At 42.4% G+C, this 16975-nt stretch carries 10 protein-coding genes; 6 read left to right on the forward strand and 4 right to left on the reverse strand.

Annotation, left to right across the window (positions count from 1 at the left end):
• The first annotated feature begins 255 nt into the window (after positions 1-255).
• Positions 256-2370: a glycogen debranching protein GlgX gene (gene glgX / locus LQ227_RS24025; protein ID WP_230146216.1), complete on the forward strand. Its 2115-nt coding sequence runs from the start codon at positions 256-258 to the stop codon at positions 2368-2370.
• 238 nt (positions 2371-2608) lie between these two features.
• On the opposite strand, the gene LQ227_RS24030 is transcribed toward glgX, so the two are convergent.
• Positions 2609-2791: a hypothetical protein gene (locus LQ227_RS24030; protein ID WP_230151541.1), complete on the reverse strand. Its 183-nt coding sequence runs from the start codon at positions 2789-2791 to the stop codon at positions 2609-2611.
• 199 nt (positions 2792-2990) lie between these two features.
• Here LQ227_RS24030 and LQ227_RS24035 point away from each other — a divergent pair, with 199 nt between their 5' ends.
• Positions 2991-4022 (forward strand): glycoside hydrolase family 130 protein, encoded by a 1032-nt coding sequence (locus tag LQ227_RS24035; protein ID WP_371824755.1) that lies wholly within the window; start codon positions 2991-2993, stop codon positions 4020-4022.
• Positions 4023-4142: 120 nt separating this feature from the next.
• Here LQ227_RS24035 and LQ227_RS24040 read toward each other — a convergent pair whose 3' ends face one another.
• From LQ227_RS24040 to LQ227_RS24050, 3 genes are all read right to left on the reverse strand, one after another.
• Positions 4143-4502 (reverse strand): response regulator transcription factor, encoded by a 360-nt coding sequence (locus LQ227_RS24040; RefSeq protein ID WP_215126336.1) that lies wholly within the window; start codon positions 4500-4502, stop codon positions 4143-4145.
• A gap of 38 nt (positions 4503-4540) precedes the next feature.
• A complete protein-coding gene (locus LQ227_RS24045) occupies positions 4541-6865 on the reverse strand; it encodes a PAS domain S-box protein (protein ID WP_230151545.1) in 2325 nt (774 codons plus the stop codon).
• Between the two features lie 467 nt (positions 6866-7332).
• The gene (locus LQ227_RS24050) at positions 7333-8349 is read right to left on the reverse strand and encodes a GntR family transcriptional regulator (protein ID WP_230151547.1); all 1017 of its coding nucleotides are present in this window, start codon (positions 8347-8349) and stop codon (positions 7333-7335) included.
• 341 nt (positions 8350-8690) lie between these two features.
• On the opposite strand from LQ227_RS24050, the gene LQ227_RS24055 reads away from it, so the two are divergent.
• The 4 genes from LQ227_RS24055 to LQ227_RS24070 are packed head-to-tail and all read left to right on the forward strand — an operon-like array spanning position 8691 to position 16968.
• Positions 8691-11870, forward strand: coding sequence for a TonB-dependent receptor (locus LQ227_RS24055; protein ID WP_230151549.1), 3180 nt, complete (start codon positions 8691-8693; stop codon positions 11868-11870).
• 18 nt (positions 11871-11888) lie between these two features.
• On the forward strand, positions 11889-13460 hold the full coding sequence (locus LQ227_RS24060) for a RagB/SusD family nutrient uptake outer membrane protein (protein ID WP_230151551.1): 1572 nt from the start codon (positions 11889-11891) through the stop codon (positions 13458-13460).
• A 17-nt stretch (positions 13461-13477) separates the two neighbouring features.
• Positions 13478-14377: a DUF5017 domain-containing protein gene (locus LQ227_RS24065; protein WP_230151553.1), complete on the forward strand. Its 900-nt coding sequence runs from the start codon at positions 13478-13480 to the stop codon at positions 14375-14377.
• The gene (locus LQ227_RS24070) at positions 14374-16968 is read left to right on the forward strand and encodes a glycerophosphoryl diester phosphodiesterase (protein ID WP_230151555.1); all 2595 of its coding nucleotides are present in this window, start codon (positions 14374-14376) and stop codon (positions 16966-16968) included. Before LQ227_RS24065 ends, LQ227_RS24070 begins: the two co-directional genes overlap by 4 nt.
• The last annotated feature ends 7 nt before the right edge of the window (positions 16969-16975 follow it).

Here is a 16975-nt window from a genome sequence, read left to right on the forward strand (position 1 = left end):
GGTGGAGTGATAAAGAAAACAATGTATCCGGAGAGCTGGCTGGAAATCCAGAAGATTAAAAAGGCGTTTATTTGCCTTTTCGACCTTATTTTTCAAATGAAGATTTTCTGTTTGTTCATCAGTTATTTTGTTGGTTTATGTAAGGATTTCAACCTTATATTAACTAGACGCACTCCCGGAGGCTGATAATTTTCCGGGGTTTCGCTGATGAGTAATACTGAAAACGTGAATAAATGCACTTAAATAACAGTTGATATGCATACAGTTTACCAGCTTCCTGGCCGTCCTTATCCGCTTGGATCTATCTGGGATGGCAAAGGGACTAACTTTGCGCTTTTTGCTGCGCATGCACAAAAAGTAGAACTCTGCTTGTACGATGAACACGGTACAGAAATTGGGCGGGTTGAGATTGCCGAACGTGATCACCATGTTTTTCACTGCTATATTCCCGATATTGGCCCCGGGCAGTTATATGGTTATCGGGTACATGGAGATTATGAACCCATTAATGGCCATAGGTTTAACCCCAATAAATTACTTATTGATCCTTATGCAAAAGCAATATCTGGTGATGTGGAATGGTGTTCTGCAGTTTTTGGTTATGATCTGGAAGGAGAAAAAGACGATCTGAGTTTCTCGGAAACCGATAGTGCGCCCTACATGCCCAAATCGGTAGTTGTTGATATGACCTATGATTGGGAGGATGATAAACCCTTGCAGATTCCCTATAACCAAAGTGTTATCTACGAACTTCATGTAAAGGGTTTTTCTAAGTTAAACCCTTTAATTCCCAAATCTCAACGTGGTACTTATGCGGGGTTGGCACATCCGGCAAGCATCCAATACCTCAAATCGCTTGGCATTACTGCCGTTGAGCTGATGCCGGTACACCAATTTGTTTCAGATGGCCATCTTATTGAAAGGGGATTGAATAATTATTGGGGGTATAATACCATAGGTTTTTTCGCGCCCGAATCCAGGTATTCTTCTTCTGGTACCAGTGGAAGTCAGGTCAGGGAGTTTAGGGATATGGTAAAAGCGCTGCATGCCGCCGGAATAGAGGTGATTTTAGATGTGGTTTATAACCATACTGCCGAGGGCAACGAAAAAGGCCCTACACTCTCCTTTAAGGGCATAGATAATTTAACCTATTATAGGCTTGAAGAAAACAACAAACGATATTATACAGATTATACGGGAACGGGGAATACCTTAAACTCAAGAATGCCTACCGTACTCAGGTTTATTATGGATAGTCTGAGGTTTTGGATACAGGAGATGCATGTAGATGGATTCAGGTTCGATCTGGCTTCAACTTTGGCAAGGGGGCTGCACGATGTTGACCGGTTGGGTGCTTTTTTTGATATTATCCACCAGGATCCGATCATTTCTACGGTAAAACTGATTGCTGAACCCTGGGATTTGGGAGAAGGTGGCTACCAGGTAGGCAAGTTTCCTCCTGGCTGGGCAGAATGGAATGGCAAATACCGTGATCTGATGCGCCGTTTCTGGAAAGGTGATCAGGGAACACTCGGGCAGTTTGCAAAAAGATTTTTGGGTAGTCCTGATATCTATATGCAGGATTATAGAAGGCCAACAGCGAGCATCAATTTCATTACGGCACACGATGGGTTTACCCTTCACGATCTGGTAAGCTATAATGAGCGGCACAATATGGCAAATGGTGATAATAATACCGATGGCGAGGCCGAGAACCATTCGTGGAATTGCGGTGCGGAAGGACAAACGGATGATAACAACATAAACGCGCTCCGAGCAAGACAAAAACGTAATTTTTTAGCCACACTGCTGCTTTCACAAGGTATCCCGATGATCACCTCGGGTGATGAATTAGGAAAGACCCAAAAAGGCAACAATAATGCCTATTGCCAGGACAATGAAATTTCGTGGATCGATTGGCAGCACAAAGATGAGGGACTTTTGAAGTTTACCCAAGATCTGATCAAACTCCGCCTAAAACATCCAAGCCTGCGTAGAAAGGAATGGATAGTAGGTGATAGGATAGATTCGGATGGTCTTTTGGATATTGCCTGGTTTTCTCCAAGCGGTAAAATTATGGAAACAGCTGATTGGCAATCGGATAGTTCTGGGAGTATCGGGATTTTTCTTCATGGGGAGGGAATACAGGGGAAAGCAGAAAATGGAGCGGATATTCTTGATGTCCATTTTTTTCTCATCTTCAATGCCCATCATGAAAGTGTAACCTTCAAACTGCCTGAAGAGAAATATGCGCCTAAATGGTCTGTTGAGATCTCTACTGATGAAGGTATAAATCCGAAAGCGCAATTTGAGGCAGATAGCAGTATAGCGGTTGGAGGAAGAACATTAATGGTACTTAAGGCAGGATAGCTGGCCTAAGGTTAATAACCCTGAAGACCATTCTTGGTTGCTAAAAAACTATTGCTAAACGCTGTACTTTAAAAGGGAAATCATTGGGTTGTTTCAGGGTAATTTGCCACCGATGAAAAATGGGTTAATAAAAAAAGCCTTTCGTTTCTGAAAGGCTAAATTGATTAATCTAAATCGTCCCGTTGATTTAATTTAATGACGTAAATTTAACTTCATGAGCGCCTGATCTAAAATGGTTTTATACTGGAAATGAGGGAGATAAATACCTGTTTTCGTCTGTTAGTTTGATCTTTTCATTGTCTGTTAATACCTTTTTCATTCTCCAAGTAACCGTAGCACGCTCCAGTTCGATGGTATTTGAGCTTAAGGTAACCGTATCAAGAAAGGGATATTTTGGCGCATCGTATCCTGGAATTGACATAGGCTTTAAATTTTCGGAAACTATGATAAACAGATAAAGGTTTATACCTATGGACATGATCCCGACCATTCGTCAAAAAACAGAAATAGGGTTGATTTTTTTGCTTTTCCGGTTGGCCAGGTCTTATAACTATGTTATATGAAAACTTTAGCCACGTGATGGTTGTTTTTTCATTATGAAAGACCTTGCTAAAAGATTTTTGTCAAATCCGATCTTATTACCCAAAGATATCACACCCAGTAATAGTTCCCTTCAGGTTATCTGCCTGTTAAATCCAGGCGTTTTCCGTTTTAAGGGAAAGACATGGCTATTGGTAAGGGTAGCAGAAAACAAGGCGCAGAAAGAGGGCTTTGTGTTTTTTCCCGTTATGAACGAACTGGGCAAGCTGGAAATTATCGAAGTTGCCATTAACGATCCTGATCTGGTTTCTACAGATGCCAGGGTTATGAATTACCGGGGACTGGATTATCTTACCACCGTCTCCCATCTCAGATTGCTCAGTAGTGACGATGGTGTCCATTTTTCAGAAAGCGACAGATTTCCCGGACTTTTTGGGATGGGTGAGCTGGAGCGTTTTGGGATAGAAGACTGCAGGGTTACTGAAATTGAAGGAGTGTATTATCTAACCTATACAGCTGTATCTGCCTCTGGCGTAGGAGTGGGACTTCGCACCACTACGGATTGGGAAAACTTTTCCCTGCCAACAATGATCCTGCCTCCACACAATAAGAATTGCGCACTTTTCGAGAGAAAAATTGACGGAAAATTTTTTGCCCTTCACCGTCCAAGTTCGAAAGAAATTGGTGGTAACTTTATCTGGCTATGCGATTCGGTTGATGCTAACCGATGGGGAAACCATAAATGCATTATTAAGACCAGGGAAGGTATGTGGGACAGTGCCCGTGTAGGCGCCGGGGCTTCGCCCATATGGACCGAGAAAGGGTGGTTGGCGATATACCACGGGGCAGATGAGCGCCATCGTTACTGCCTGGGTGCCTTTCTGCTCGACCACCAGAACCCTTCAATTGTTTTAGGAAGATCGATTGATCCGATTATGGTTCCAAGCGAGCCATATGAGTTAAGCGGGTTTTTCGGTCAAGTAGTCTTTACCAACGGACATGTAGTTGAGGGGGATAAGCTCACTATTTACTACGGAGCGGCAGACGAATTTGTCTGCGGCGCTGAATTTTCTATCGCGGAGATTTTGGCTGTAACGGTTTCCGTTCGATGATTGATTGAAACATAATTAACCTCCATCAACTATACCACGCAGGCCTCTGCAAGATTTATCAAGGTAGCTTTAAAATCAGCATATCATTTACAGCAAAATCTACAGTGGTGTTAAGCCAATTTATGCATACTGGTTTACCCGGGCAACGAAATGGTCGATATTAAAGGGCTTTGCTATAAATTCTGCGCCACATCCCGAACCCATAATTTCGTTCTTGGTCGTGTTGGCAGACATCATGATGATATTAATGACTGAGGTACGCTCATCCATGCGCAATTGCCTGCAGATATCAAGTCCGTTACCATCGGGTAACATGATATCAAGAATCGCTATATCAGGCAATCTCTGCGAGATCATATGGTTGAACGCCGCAACGGTAGGGCAGCCATTTACTTCATAGCCTTCTTCGGACAGGATATAACTGACCACTTCACTGATATCCGCATCGTCCTCCAGGACATAAACTAATTTTTTGCTCATTTGTGTTTGTCTTTGTTAGATTAGATTTAATGTGTGTGTTACAGACTAGGGACCGCAAATTTAAATGCAGCACCTTTACCGGGTTCGCTTTCCACCCATATCCGCCCTCCATGGCGTTCAATAATCTCCTTTGTAATGTAAAGGCCCAGTCCAAGTCCGGATATATTCCTGTCCTTTTCTCTTACCCTGTAAAACTGGCTGAATATATGGACCTGTTCGGCCGCAGGAATCCCTGCGCCATAATCTATCACGGAAATAACTATTTCATGGTTATGGTTTACAGCCGTTATATTAATATCGCGGGAATTTGGTGCATACTTTACTGCATTGCCGATCAGGTTTGTGATTACCTGTTCCATTCTCATTTTATCCCCTTGTAATACAAGGTCTCCTTCGCGGAAATAAATATAATTATGTCCGGGAACGGTCTGCTCAAATGTTTCGCAGATATCACCGATTAGTGCACCAAGGTCCAGCCGCTCAAAATTGAACTGTAATTTGCCAGCCTGGACTTTGGAAATGTCAAACAGGTCGTTGATCAGGATATTGAGTTTGTCTACCTGCTTGATCGCCTTGTTTAAAAAAACTTTGTTCAAACCATCCGAAGCTGTTTTTTGAAGCACCTGGAGAAAGCCGCTCATAGAGGTAAGTGGTGTTTTGAGTTCATGGGAAGCCAAGGCTATAAATTCATCTTTTTTAAGGCTAAGGGTTTTAACCTCTTCAAAAAGTTTAGAGTTATCGAGTGCTATGGCTGCCTGCGAAGCAACCCCAACTACCAGGTCTTCGTGATCCTGCAGAAATACACCTGGTTCTGGGTGACCAAAGAAAAGCCCGCCGATTACTGTCCCTGTTGAGGAAATTACAGGTACAGCCAGATAACTGACCACAGGTAGGTGTCCATCGGGCATCCCAAAATGGGGAGCCATTTTGCTATAACGTTCATCTTTTCTGATGTTGTCTACACGCACAACCCCTTCACCGCTAAAGGTAGTGTGGAATACTGCTGTATTACGGGGCATACCAAATTTTTCAAATGCCTCCCGGGGAGCGCCCGAGAGCGTATAGAGCATATAAGATTCACCTTCGGCATTGGTTTTATTGTAAAAGAAAGCGCCAAATGCCGCCCCTGTAAGTTCTGTTGTCGCATCGGTCACTTTTTGCAAAATGACATTAACATCCAGTTGTTCACTGATGCTCTTACCTATCGAATTCAGGATCATGAGCTTTTGGGAGTTGCTTTTTAAGGCGTTTTCCGCTTCTCTCTGGGCAGTGATATCCCTGGCTACCTTTGAAGCGCCAATAATTATCCCATCACTGTTCTTGATCGGGGATACTGTTAAGGAGACCTGGATTTCCTTGTTTTCCTTGCTTATCCTTATGGTTTGAAAGTGATCTATCTTAACACCTCTTTTGATACTGCCTATGATGCGTTCTTCCTCATCAAGACGGTCTGGCGGAATCAATAGAGAGATGTGGCGGCCAACGGCTTCGTTTTCGCTATAGCCGAAAATATTTTCAGCCCCTTTATTCCATGTGGTGATTATACCGTCGAGCGTTTTGCTTACGATGGCATCATCAGAACTCTCTACTATGGCTGCCAATGCGGCCTGCTTCTCATCGGCAAGTTTTTGCGCTGTAATGTTACGTGCAATTTTACTTACCCCAATAATGCGCCCCTGCTTGTTCCTTATGGGTGATACGGTAAGCGATATAGGTATTTCAGTTCCGTCCTTGGTCAGGCGTACTGTCTTGTAATGTTCGATTTTCTGGCCTGCCCTTACCTTAGTGATAATGTAATCTTCTTCATGTATCCGATCTTGAGGGATGAGGATGGTAATATGCTTCCCGATTACCTCTGATGCAGCATAACCAAAAATTCCTTGTGCTCCATTGTTCCAGCTGGTAATGAAACCATCCAGCGTTTTAGAGACGATTGCATCTTCGGATCCTTCAATAATGGCCGCCAGTGTAGCTTGCTGCTCTTCAGCGGTATACTCATCTGAAATGTCGCGGATCATTTGGGAAATGCCTATCAATTTTTGCTCAGCATCAGTAATTGGAGAGATGGTAATGGAAACATACAGGTCTTCCCCGGTTACCGATCGGCGTACGGTACGGAAATCATGGACCTTCGCACCACTCCGCACAGTGTCCACTAAGCGCTTATACTCTTCAAAAACGGCTTTTTCCATTATTCCGGAAACTGCCTTTCCGATCTGCTCCCTTGTAAAACCGAACAGTCGCTCTGCCGCCGGGTTTATATCTGTAATTTTAAAATCAATGTCATTGCAGATTACTGCGTCTTCCAAGCTTTCAAAAATCGACTTAAAGGTAAACAGTTGATTTAGGGAAGTTAAGTCCATACTGGGCGGTAATTATTTAATTAAAGGAGGTACATTCACATTAATACCCGATCTATGTCAACAACCCTGAGCGATAATAGTTTTAAGAATAAAAAAATGCATCCCTTTTGGGCTATCCATTTTAGCCTTTTTGATTGAACCCATCGACTTTGAGCTGGTGTTATGCAAAAATAAAAATTTCTTTAATTGAACTAAATGTGATTTTCGCATAATTATACGAGTTATTATTAAAATCGACTTTGCGGTGTAGAGTTTTGATTCAATATCAATAAATCTTCAGCTATACTCAGGCTGACGACCACAGGGCTTAACTTAATGATATAAGGCGTGCAACAGATATAAGACCATAGGTAACCGGTAGTAACATTTACAGCGGTTGCCATTTTTCTATTGATGCCTTAAGTTATTATATTATGGCAGAAAATGAAAAAACTTCTGATAATCACCAAAGGCGAGGAAGAACCCGACTAGAGCGAACGTCTTTTGATAACTTTTGTTGGGTTTCTCGTAATCACGATTTTTTCATCCAGGATGGCTTGTGCGACTGTTTTACCCATTGCTTCAAAATCAGTTGAGATAACAGTAATCCCATCTTCAAGCACTTCTTTCACGAGCGTATCATTATAAGAGATGAGACCTATATCCTTTCCCAACTTAAATTTCTTTTTTCGGGCGAGCTTAATTAACATCACATCATCGGTGTCGTACCTGCTAAAGGTTACATAAGCATTACCTTTTTGAAAAGTCTTTTCATCAATTTCAGATTGTATCAGGTAGGGGTACTCAGTTTCAGTACAATAATGTAAAAAACCTTCAATTACCAGCTTTGCATGGACGGCTTCGGGATGGGCAACCAAGATCAGCCGATCGTATTTTTTCAACTCGGCCTTTAGCTTATGAAGGCTATTATAAATGTCATAGCCGTAATCCTGATATATACTACTGTAATTGCCTGATAAACCTTGCTCGTTTAAATCAATAATTATTCTTTTCTTGTTGGGAATCAGGTTGAGGAGCGGGGCTACATTTTCTTTTAAAAAAGTTGCAATGACATAATGTGTATATGATCCCAGGTTTTCTTTGATCAATTTTTCGAATACCTGATAATTATGATGGTGAAAGTAGATGTCGATATCGGCGCGGTTTTCCAGTTGATTAAAAAGCGTTCTATAAAACTGTTCACGCAGAATATTCATTTTATCAAGTAGCAAAAACACGCGGAAGGAATGATGAATGGACTTTTTGCGTACATAATATCCTTTCCTATATACCGATTCTACGATACCTTTTTCAACAAGCTCATTTAGGCCTTTGAGTAAAGTTTCCTTACTCATTTTTAATTGCAACTGCAGCTGCTTAAGAGAAGGCAGCTGATCTCCAATACGTAGCTGATCAATTTCAATCAGTGACATAATGTGATCGACAAGCTGTTGGTATTTCATTTTGCCTTGATTGCCTTTCTGCAGTGTGTTTTCGGAGGTCATGGGTATATTATTTAGGCAAATGTAATTAATACACCATACAAACCAAACCAGTCCACCTAACAAATATTCAATAATTAGCCCATTTCGGGCGTAAAGAGCTTTTTTTATTTTTTTTATCTTTTGAAAAGAAATAAAATATACTATATTTGTTTACTTACCAGTCCAGACCAGACTAATGTTATGAGCGTTTGGTTTATATGCGTAGGAATTATTGTTATACCGCTCTAATTGCTATTCTCGGAATCTGGATGAGGTTTTAAATGCTTTAGCAAGTCATTTAAAAATATACTGCGGATATGTAAATGTCTGTCGTAGCAATGCAACCAAATATAATAATGAATATGAAACCAAACTTACTCTTAACTGTGCTATTGGTTCTGGGCATTCCGCTTTCCATTCTGGCCCAAGCGGTAAAAACCATTACCGGAACTGTTACAGAAGAAACCGGGAAACCCTTGCCGGGTGCGAAAGTAGTCATCCAGGGGAAAACGGCTTCCCGCGTAACAGATGATCAGGGCCGCTTTAGCTTTTCCAATGCAAAGGAAAGTGAACTATTGGTTGTCTCCATGGTTGGCTACATCAGCAAAACTGTGGTTATCACCAGTCAAAACCAGTATAAAATTCAGCTGGTACCTAACAACACTGCTTTAGATGATGTGGTAATTGTTGGTTATGGCCAGGTAAAACGAAAGGACCTTACTGGTTCGGTCGGTTCTGTAGTGATGAAAGATATGGAAAAAGCACCGGTGGTTTCTTTTGAAGATGCTTTGGCAGGAAGGGTGGCAGGAGTGCAGGTCGGTTCTGGTGATGGACAGCCAGGCAGTATTAGCAACATCACCATTCGCGGAGGAAATTCCATTACCCAGTCTAACTCACCGCTTTATGTAATTGATGGCTTTCCTTTGGAAAATCCCGACAACAATACCATTAATCCGGATGATATTGAATCAATAGATATATTGAAAGACGCATCTTCTACCGCAATTTATGGAGCGAGAGGGGCCAATGGGGTAATCATAATCAAGACCAAGGAAGGTAAGGTAGGCGCACCGGTAGTTAACTATAACAATTGGCTGGGCTATCAGTATCCGTCAAAACAGATAGAAGTGATGAGCCCTTATGAGTTTGTGAAGTATCAGCTGGACCTGAATAAGACTTCGGCTACCGCTTTGTATCTTAAGGACGGCAAAACTTTAGATGCGTACCGCAATGAGCGCGGGATAAACTGGCAGGATAATGTATTACAGAATGCATTTATGCAAAATCATAGCTTCTCTATGAGGGGCGGCACTGCGGCTACAAAATATTCGGTAAGCAGCTCTTATTTAGATCAGAACGGAATTGTTATTAATGGTGGATATAAGAGATACCAGGGGCGGTTTCAGATCGATCAGCGTGTAGGGAAAAACATGAGAATTGGCATTAATACCAATTATACATACGGAATCAAAAAAGGTCAGATCGCAAATCTAACCAGTGATAACTTAAACAGCAGCTCGGCCGGAAATGCCAGTTCGTATTTGATGTACAGTACATGGGGATACAGGCCTGTTACTGGCAATGCGGATGATGAAAATTTCCTTGATCAGCCATTTGACGATGATGTGGCGGGCAATACAGATTTAAGGATAAATCCGGTGGTAAACTCCAACAACTTGTATCAGTATGCTTTTAACAAATCACTTACTGCCAATGCTTTTGCGGAGTATGCTTTCCTGAAGTATTTTAAGTTTAAGGTGAGTGGCGGGATGACGGATACCCGTTTGGTTTTTGAGCGTTTTAACAATTCTAATACGGCAGCTGGAAATCCACGGACCGTTTATGGGCAAAGCTATGGCATTAATGGTTCCCTCGAAAATCAAAATATCCGCAGTTTACTGAACGAGAACCTGCTCACATTTAACAGGACATTTAACAAGAAACACCGTTTAGATGCAGTGGCTGGATTTACCATGCAGCGAAATAGTATGGAAGGTGATGGATTTGTATCTATTTTATTGCCAAATGAGTCATTGGGTGTCAGGGGGCTTGATCAGGGGACTGTCCTGGTAAAAACAACCTCAGGTAGTTATTCAACGCTGGTGTCTTTCCTGGGACGTGTGAACTATACGTTTAATTCCCGCTACCTGTTCACGGCTTCTATCCGTAGTGATGGATCTTCAAAATTTGCCCGGGATAACAGAGTGGGTTATTTCCCTTCCGGGGCCTTTGCCTGGAATATTGGGGAAGAAAATTTCCTGAAATCAGTTAAAGCCATTTCTTCCGCAAAACTGAGGGCTTCCTATGGAATTACCGGAAACAACCGGGTATCAGACTTTGCGTACCTGAGTATTTTGGATCAGGAAGTAGGCGCCAACACCGGAAATACCAGAAGTGGCTATTATTTTAACGGACAATACATTAAAGGAACTATACCTGTTGGGCTGGGAAATGAGAACCTTAAATGGGAGCGAACCGGAAACCTTGACCTTGGAATAGACTTAAGTTTCTTTAAGCAACGCATCAGTTTAACTACCGATTATTATTATAAAAGAACCACAGACTTGTTGCTGAATGCTTCATTGCCTACTTCAACCGGGTACCTTGCCGCATTTAAAAATATTGGTGTTGTGGTAAACAGGGGCTTGGAGTTTACCTTAAATACAATAAACGTGAGTACAAAGAAATTTAGCTGGACATCCAATTTTAACATTGCCTTTAATACCAACAAGATCGAAGAGTTGAATGGTGATCAGCCTAGTTTGATTACACGTGTTTCGAACTGGAACGCCAATTTCAATAACTCTTTACCCTATATTGCCTTACCAGGGCGTCCCGTAGCCTTGTTTTACGGCTATGTTTTTGATGGCGTGTACCCTTTAAGTGATTTCAATGTACTATCTAACGGTAGCTATGAGCTGAAACCTGATGTACCGAATAATGGGAGCGCCCGCTCGCTCATTAAGCCGGGCTTCATCAAATACAAAGACATTAACGGAGATGGGGTGGTAGATGCAAATGATCAGACGATTGTTGGTAATCCTAATCCGAAACACATTGGAGGTTTTTCCAATAATTTCACTTATGGACCATTTGACCTCAATGTTTTCTTACAATGGTCTTACGGAAATGACATTTTAAATGCGAACCGGATTGTATTTGAAGGCGCAGAAGCCAGACCAAGTCTTAATATGTTTAAAACCTACGAGAACAGGTGGTCTCTGGAAAATCAGAACAGCGATTTGCCTGTCGCAGGTGGTTATGGTCCTAATGTATTCTCCGACAGAAATATAGAAGATGGCTCCTTCCTACGGTTAAAGACGGTCTCGTTGGGCTACAACCTTTCTTCTACAATAACGAAAAAGCTGAAAATACAATCAGCCCGCTTTAATGTTTCGGCACAAAACCTGATAACCTGGACCAACTATTCCGGTTTGGACCCTGAAGTTTCAGTGCGCCATTCTGCGCTTACACCGGGTTTCGACTGGAGCCCATATCCAAGGGCACGCACCATCACCTTTGGTATGAACCTAACTTTTTAACGATAAATGTTTTTACAAATGAAAACAACTTTATTATATATCGCGATGATGCTGGCACTGGTTGTTAGCTCATGTTCAAAGATCCTGGATACAACCCCACAGGATTTTGTATCGCCAGTAAATTATTATAATACAGAAAGTGAACTGCAATCTGCACTGGCCGGAGTATACGACCGTTTGGGCGATAACAGGGTTTATTCACAAGGGATGTCTTGCTACATGGTTTTTAGTGACGAATTTTTTATGAAAAACCAGACATCGGGAATGAATGCCAATATTGTGGATGCTTCGACACTGGAATTAAACAGACATTGGGAAACGCTTTACACGGGTATTGAGCGAGCGAACATGTTACTCGAAAACATAGATAAGGCCGTTAAGGTGACTGCTGAAAAACGCAACGAAATAAAAGGGCAGGCACTATTTTTAAGGGCTTACTATTATTTTCTGCTGGCAGATGAGTTTGGAGGCGTGCCTTTAAAGCTTCAATCGAGTAAATCACCTGAAGAACCGCCTCTTCCTGGCACGCCGTTAAAGGACCTTTACGAACGTATCGTTACTGATATGAAACAGGCAGAAGGCCTGGTGAAATCCGTTTTTGATTATGGCTATAATACCCGTATTACGAAAACTACCGTACAGGGTATACTCGCGAGGGTCTATATGACTATGGCAGGCGCCCCGTTAAATGATGTTGCAAAATATGCTGATGCCAGAACTTATGCAGAAAAAGTAATGCTGTCAGGATTGCACAGCCTTAATCCCGATTTCAAACAAATCTATATCAACCATGTTCAGGAGATTTTCGATACAAAGGAAAGTATGTGGGAAGTAGAATTTAAAGGCGTAAACCAGGGCGAAATACAAGAGGGCGGCATGATTGGCAGCTATAACGGCATTACCTGTGGAAATATTGAAATGGGATATGGTTATGATTATGTTCATGCTACGGCGAAGCTTTACAATGCTTATGCGAATGGCGACCTGAGAAGGGACTGGACAGTTGCTCCTTACCGGTATGTGACAAGCGGACAAACGGCTGTACGGACCAATTGGGCAGCAGATCAGGTATACGACCGTAGCAATGGAAAATGGAGGCGCGAGTATGAACTTCTTTTACCAAGAAATCAAAACTATACCGGTACAAACTGGCCGCTGTTAAGGTATGCCGATGTATTGCTGATGTTTGCAGAGGCTGATAATTATACCAACAATGGGCCCTCTGCAAATGCGTATAAAGCGATAAATATGGTGAGGCGAAGAGGCTATGGAAAAGATGTACTTGTTCCTGATGTGGCGGCCGATGCTGCTGCTAATTTGTCGCAGCAGGACTTCCTTGATCTGATCAGGAATGAACGGTTACGTGAGCTTGCTTTTGAGGGCATCCGGAAGCACGATCTTGTACGATGGGGTATTTATCCATCCGTTATGCAAACACAGGCAAGAGAATACCAAACCAACATGCCAACTGCTTTAAAAGACGCGGCTGTTGCACAGGCACAGCGCGTTACAGATCGTGCTGTTTTATTCCCGATCCCGAACAGCGAACTGGCCGTTAACCCTAATATCAAACAAAATACAGGATGGTAACTACAAAATTGTATAAGATGAATAAGCTATTAATTGCATCTGTAATATTATTTTCCCTGGCTTCCTGCCAGAAGACCTATGAGCTGGCTCCGCAGGATGATTTTTCTGTTGAGTTGGAAAAAAACAGTTATAAAGTTGGAGAACCCGTTCGGTTTATAATTAATGGTAAACCAGAGAACATTGTATTTTGGTCGGGAGAAACCGGGCGCAAATATGAATACCGGAAAAGAACGGTCGTGGAAGGAAATTCGGTTTCCCTCAATTTTAAAACTTATGCCCAGTTCGGCTTAATGCCCATCGATCAATCGGTGATAAAACTGTACGTATCTACCAATTTCAACGGAATATATGATGCTACAAATGTAAAGGCTGCCACCTGGGAAGATATTACAGATAAAGCCGTTTTATCTGCCGGCCTGGACCAGACACCCTCAGGAAATATCAGCCTGAACACTTTTGCCGGGCGTAACAAAAATATGGCGCTGGCTTTGGTTTATAAGACCAGTGTTATCAAACCAGAAGCACAGCAAAACCGGTGGGTAATCCGTTCTTTCGATCTAAAAAGCACCAATCAGCAGGGCGAAGAAGCGGTACTGGCCACTATGGCTACCGCGGGTTGGACTGTTTTTAATTTTAGTGGTCCTGCAACCAATTGGAGTATTAGTTCAGCACAGTTGCTTACGGTGAGGAACAGTACCGATCTTGATGACGACTGGGTAGTAAGCAAACAGTTCAACCCTAATAGTATTTTGCCAGACGTAGGGGAGCCTATTAAGAATATTTCCCAGAAACTGACAGATTATACCAGGGTTTATACTAAAGCTGGTGTATATAAAGTGTCGTTTGTGGCAACCAACGCCAATGTAGAAGAATCACTTACAGTTGTAAAAGAAATAGATTTAACCATTACCCAATGAGATTAAACCCTTTAATTTTAATCGTGCTGTTGCTTGCTTTTGCAAACAGCAGCTATGCCCAGCTAGCGCCCAAAGCCCGATTAACAAATGATGTACTTCGCCTGAACTGGGAAGATACCGGTAAGGGATATCAAATAAAACAGCTATCGGTAAAAGGTGAAAACGGATGGCATTCCCTGTCTGGCACATTGGGGCAATATAACCTGCTTTACAGTGCAGATCAACCCAGGATGGATTCGGAGGCTAAGGACAAAAACGGGAAAGAAATTCAGTTTCCTGAACCTGAATACCGCTATATCATTCCTACCTGGAAGGCGAATACCTCTGCGGTTTCTTTAAATAAGGAAGGGCGTGCCATTTTATTTTATCCACAGCAGTATAAGCAGGTTGGTAATACACTCGTTTTTCAGCAAAAAACAGCGGTTTCTACCGTAAAAGCAATCTGGAAACTAGATCCTGTTTACAAAAATGATCTATGTGTTTCTATTCATTTAACAGCCGAGAGGGATGGATATTATTCCATAGCAACTCCGGCATTGAACACAAACGACAAAAAAAGTTTTGAATGGGGCTGTATCCCAGGTGTGTTTCAAGGCAGTACCATCAACAATAACTTTACAGATGCCTATGCTTATGGACACGGAATTCCGGATAGACCGGTGGTGGTAAGAGAAAGAACAGCGGCTGCACTTACAGCTATGCTCACCAATAGAGATGGAATTACACTCGCCGTAACGGCCGAGCCGGGAACAGCCAGACACCCATGGGAATATGATAAATCTACCCAGTCGAACTGGCTGCTTGGCCTGTCGCTGATCAACAGGCAGGAACAACTGAGCCCAACCTTATATCATCCGGTACTGGGGCAAAACAAGTCGTATTTAAAAAAGGGGGAAAGCATCTCCTTTGATTTCAGGTACACCATCAATACTTCAAACTGGTATCAGGCATATCAGCATGTCGTAAATGATGTTTACCGCTTTGATGAGTTACTGCACTTAAAGCAAACCAAGCTTTCCTTATCTGATCGCATGGAACAGCTTTTAGACTATGTGAAAAAGGACAGTACTTCACGGTGGCGGACTTTCGATTATCACGGCCGGACGATCGGTGCTCAGGAATATTTGGGTGGAGTGTACGGCTCTGAAAAAGACGCCGTAAAAAATGCCGATTATGGGGCCATGTGGATGTTGGCGAATATCACTCAAGATCCGATTCTGGTTCAGAAACGTCTTAAAGATGCATTGAACTTTAAATTGGCACAGCAAAATACCTCCGGCGGGTTCTTTCACGGAGCTGCAGCTGGTCAATATTACCTCCACAATTCAAAACGGTTTACCGAAGAGTGGGGGCCTTATACCGAGCCAATTGCAACCACTTATTATATGCTGCTTGATATGGGAAATGTGTCCTTATTTGAGCCAGATAATCAGCAGCTTAAATCGGGTATACGTATGGCGGCCGACTGGCTTTTGACTAAAATGAAACCAGAAGGTTATTGGGAAGTAGCTTATCATAACGACACGCAAAAACCTATGTTTGAAGATCTGAAAGATTACAGACCTACTTTTTACGGGCTGTTGGTAGCATACCAAACGCTTCGGGATAGGAAATACCTGGAGGCGGCTGTAAAAGCTGCAGACTGGTATATCAAAAATGCTGTAGAGAAAGGATACTTTTTAGGTGTTTGCGGAGATGCCAGGTTTGCGCCTGATTTTGCAACGGGACAAAGTGCCCAGGCTTTGCTCGATCTGTATGAAATTACAAAGGATGTACGATTTAAACAGGCTGCCATTAAAACTGCACAATTCTATACCACCTCCATCTATTCTCATCCGATTCCGAATAAAGAAAGCAAAAAAGTTGGGTCGAGACAATTGGAAGACTGGCAAATAAGCCAGGTGGGGCTAAGCTTTGAACATGGAGGAATTTTAGGTTCCGCAAATAACAGCGGCCCCATTATGCTCGCAAGCCATGCCGGCATGTTTGTAAGGTTATTTCAACTGACAAAAGATTCGCTATACCTTAAAATGGCAAGGACTGCAGCTTTAAGTAAAGATGCTTTTGTAGACCCCGCCACAGGAGTCGCTTCCTATTATTGGAGCGCCATGAACAAGGGAGCCGGGCCTTTTCCTCATCACGCCTGGTGGCAGGTGGGTTGGATCACCGATTACCTGATGGCAGAACTTTCCTTACGTTCGCAGGGGCGGATTGATTTTCCTTCAGGTTTTCTTACGCCTAAGGTTGGCCCTCACAAAACATTTGGCTTCAGGCAGGGAAAAATATTTGACAAGCAGGGAGACCTGGCATTGATGGAAAAACTGGTTTTATTGAACAATCCCAATATGGACTATGTATGCGCTCTGAATAAGCAGGATAAAGTGTTTTACCTGTTTGTATTGAATAACGATGACGAAATACAGGAAAGTACACTCAAGCTAGACATGTCCCGTTTTATTTCAGGGCACAGCCTGGATTTGAAAACTGCCAAATGTTTTTCTGCATCAGGTTCAAAAATTCCTTTTTCTACAGGAGACCCTATAAAAATAGCACCTTATGGCCTCCAGGTTTATGCATTTACATACAAATAAATTAAAA

Source organism: Pedobacter sp. Bi27 (genome assembly GCF_918698255.1).
In the GTDB taxonomy this organism is placed as follows: domain Bacteria; phylum Bacteroidota; class Bacteroidia; order Sphingobacteriales; family Sphingobacteriaceae; genus Pedobacter.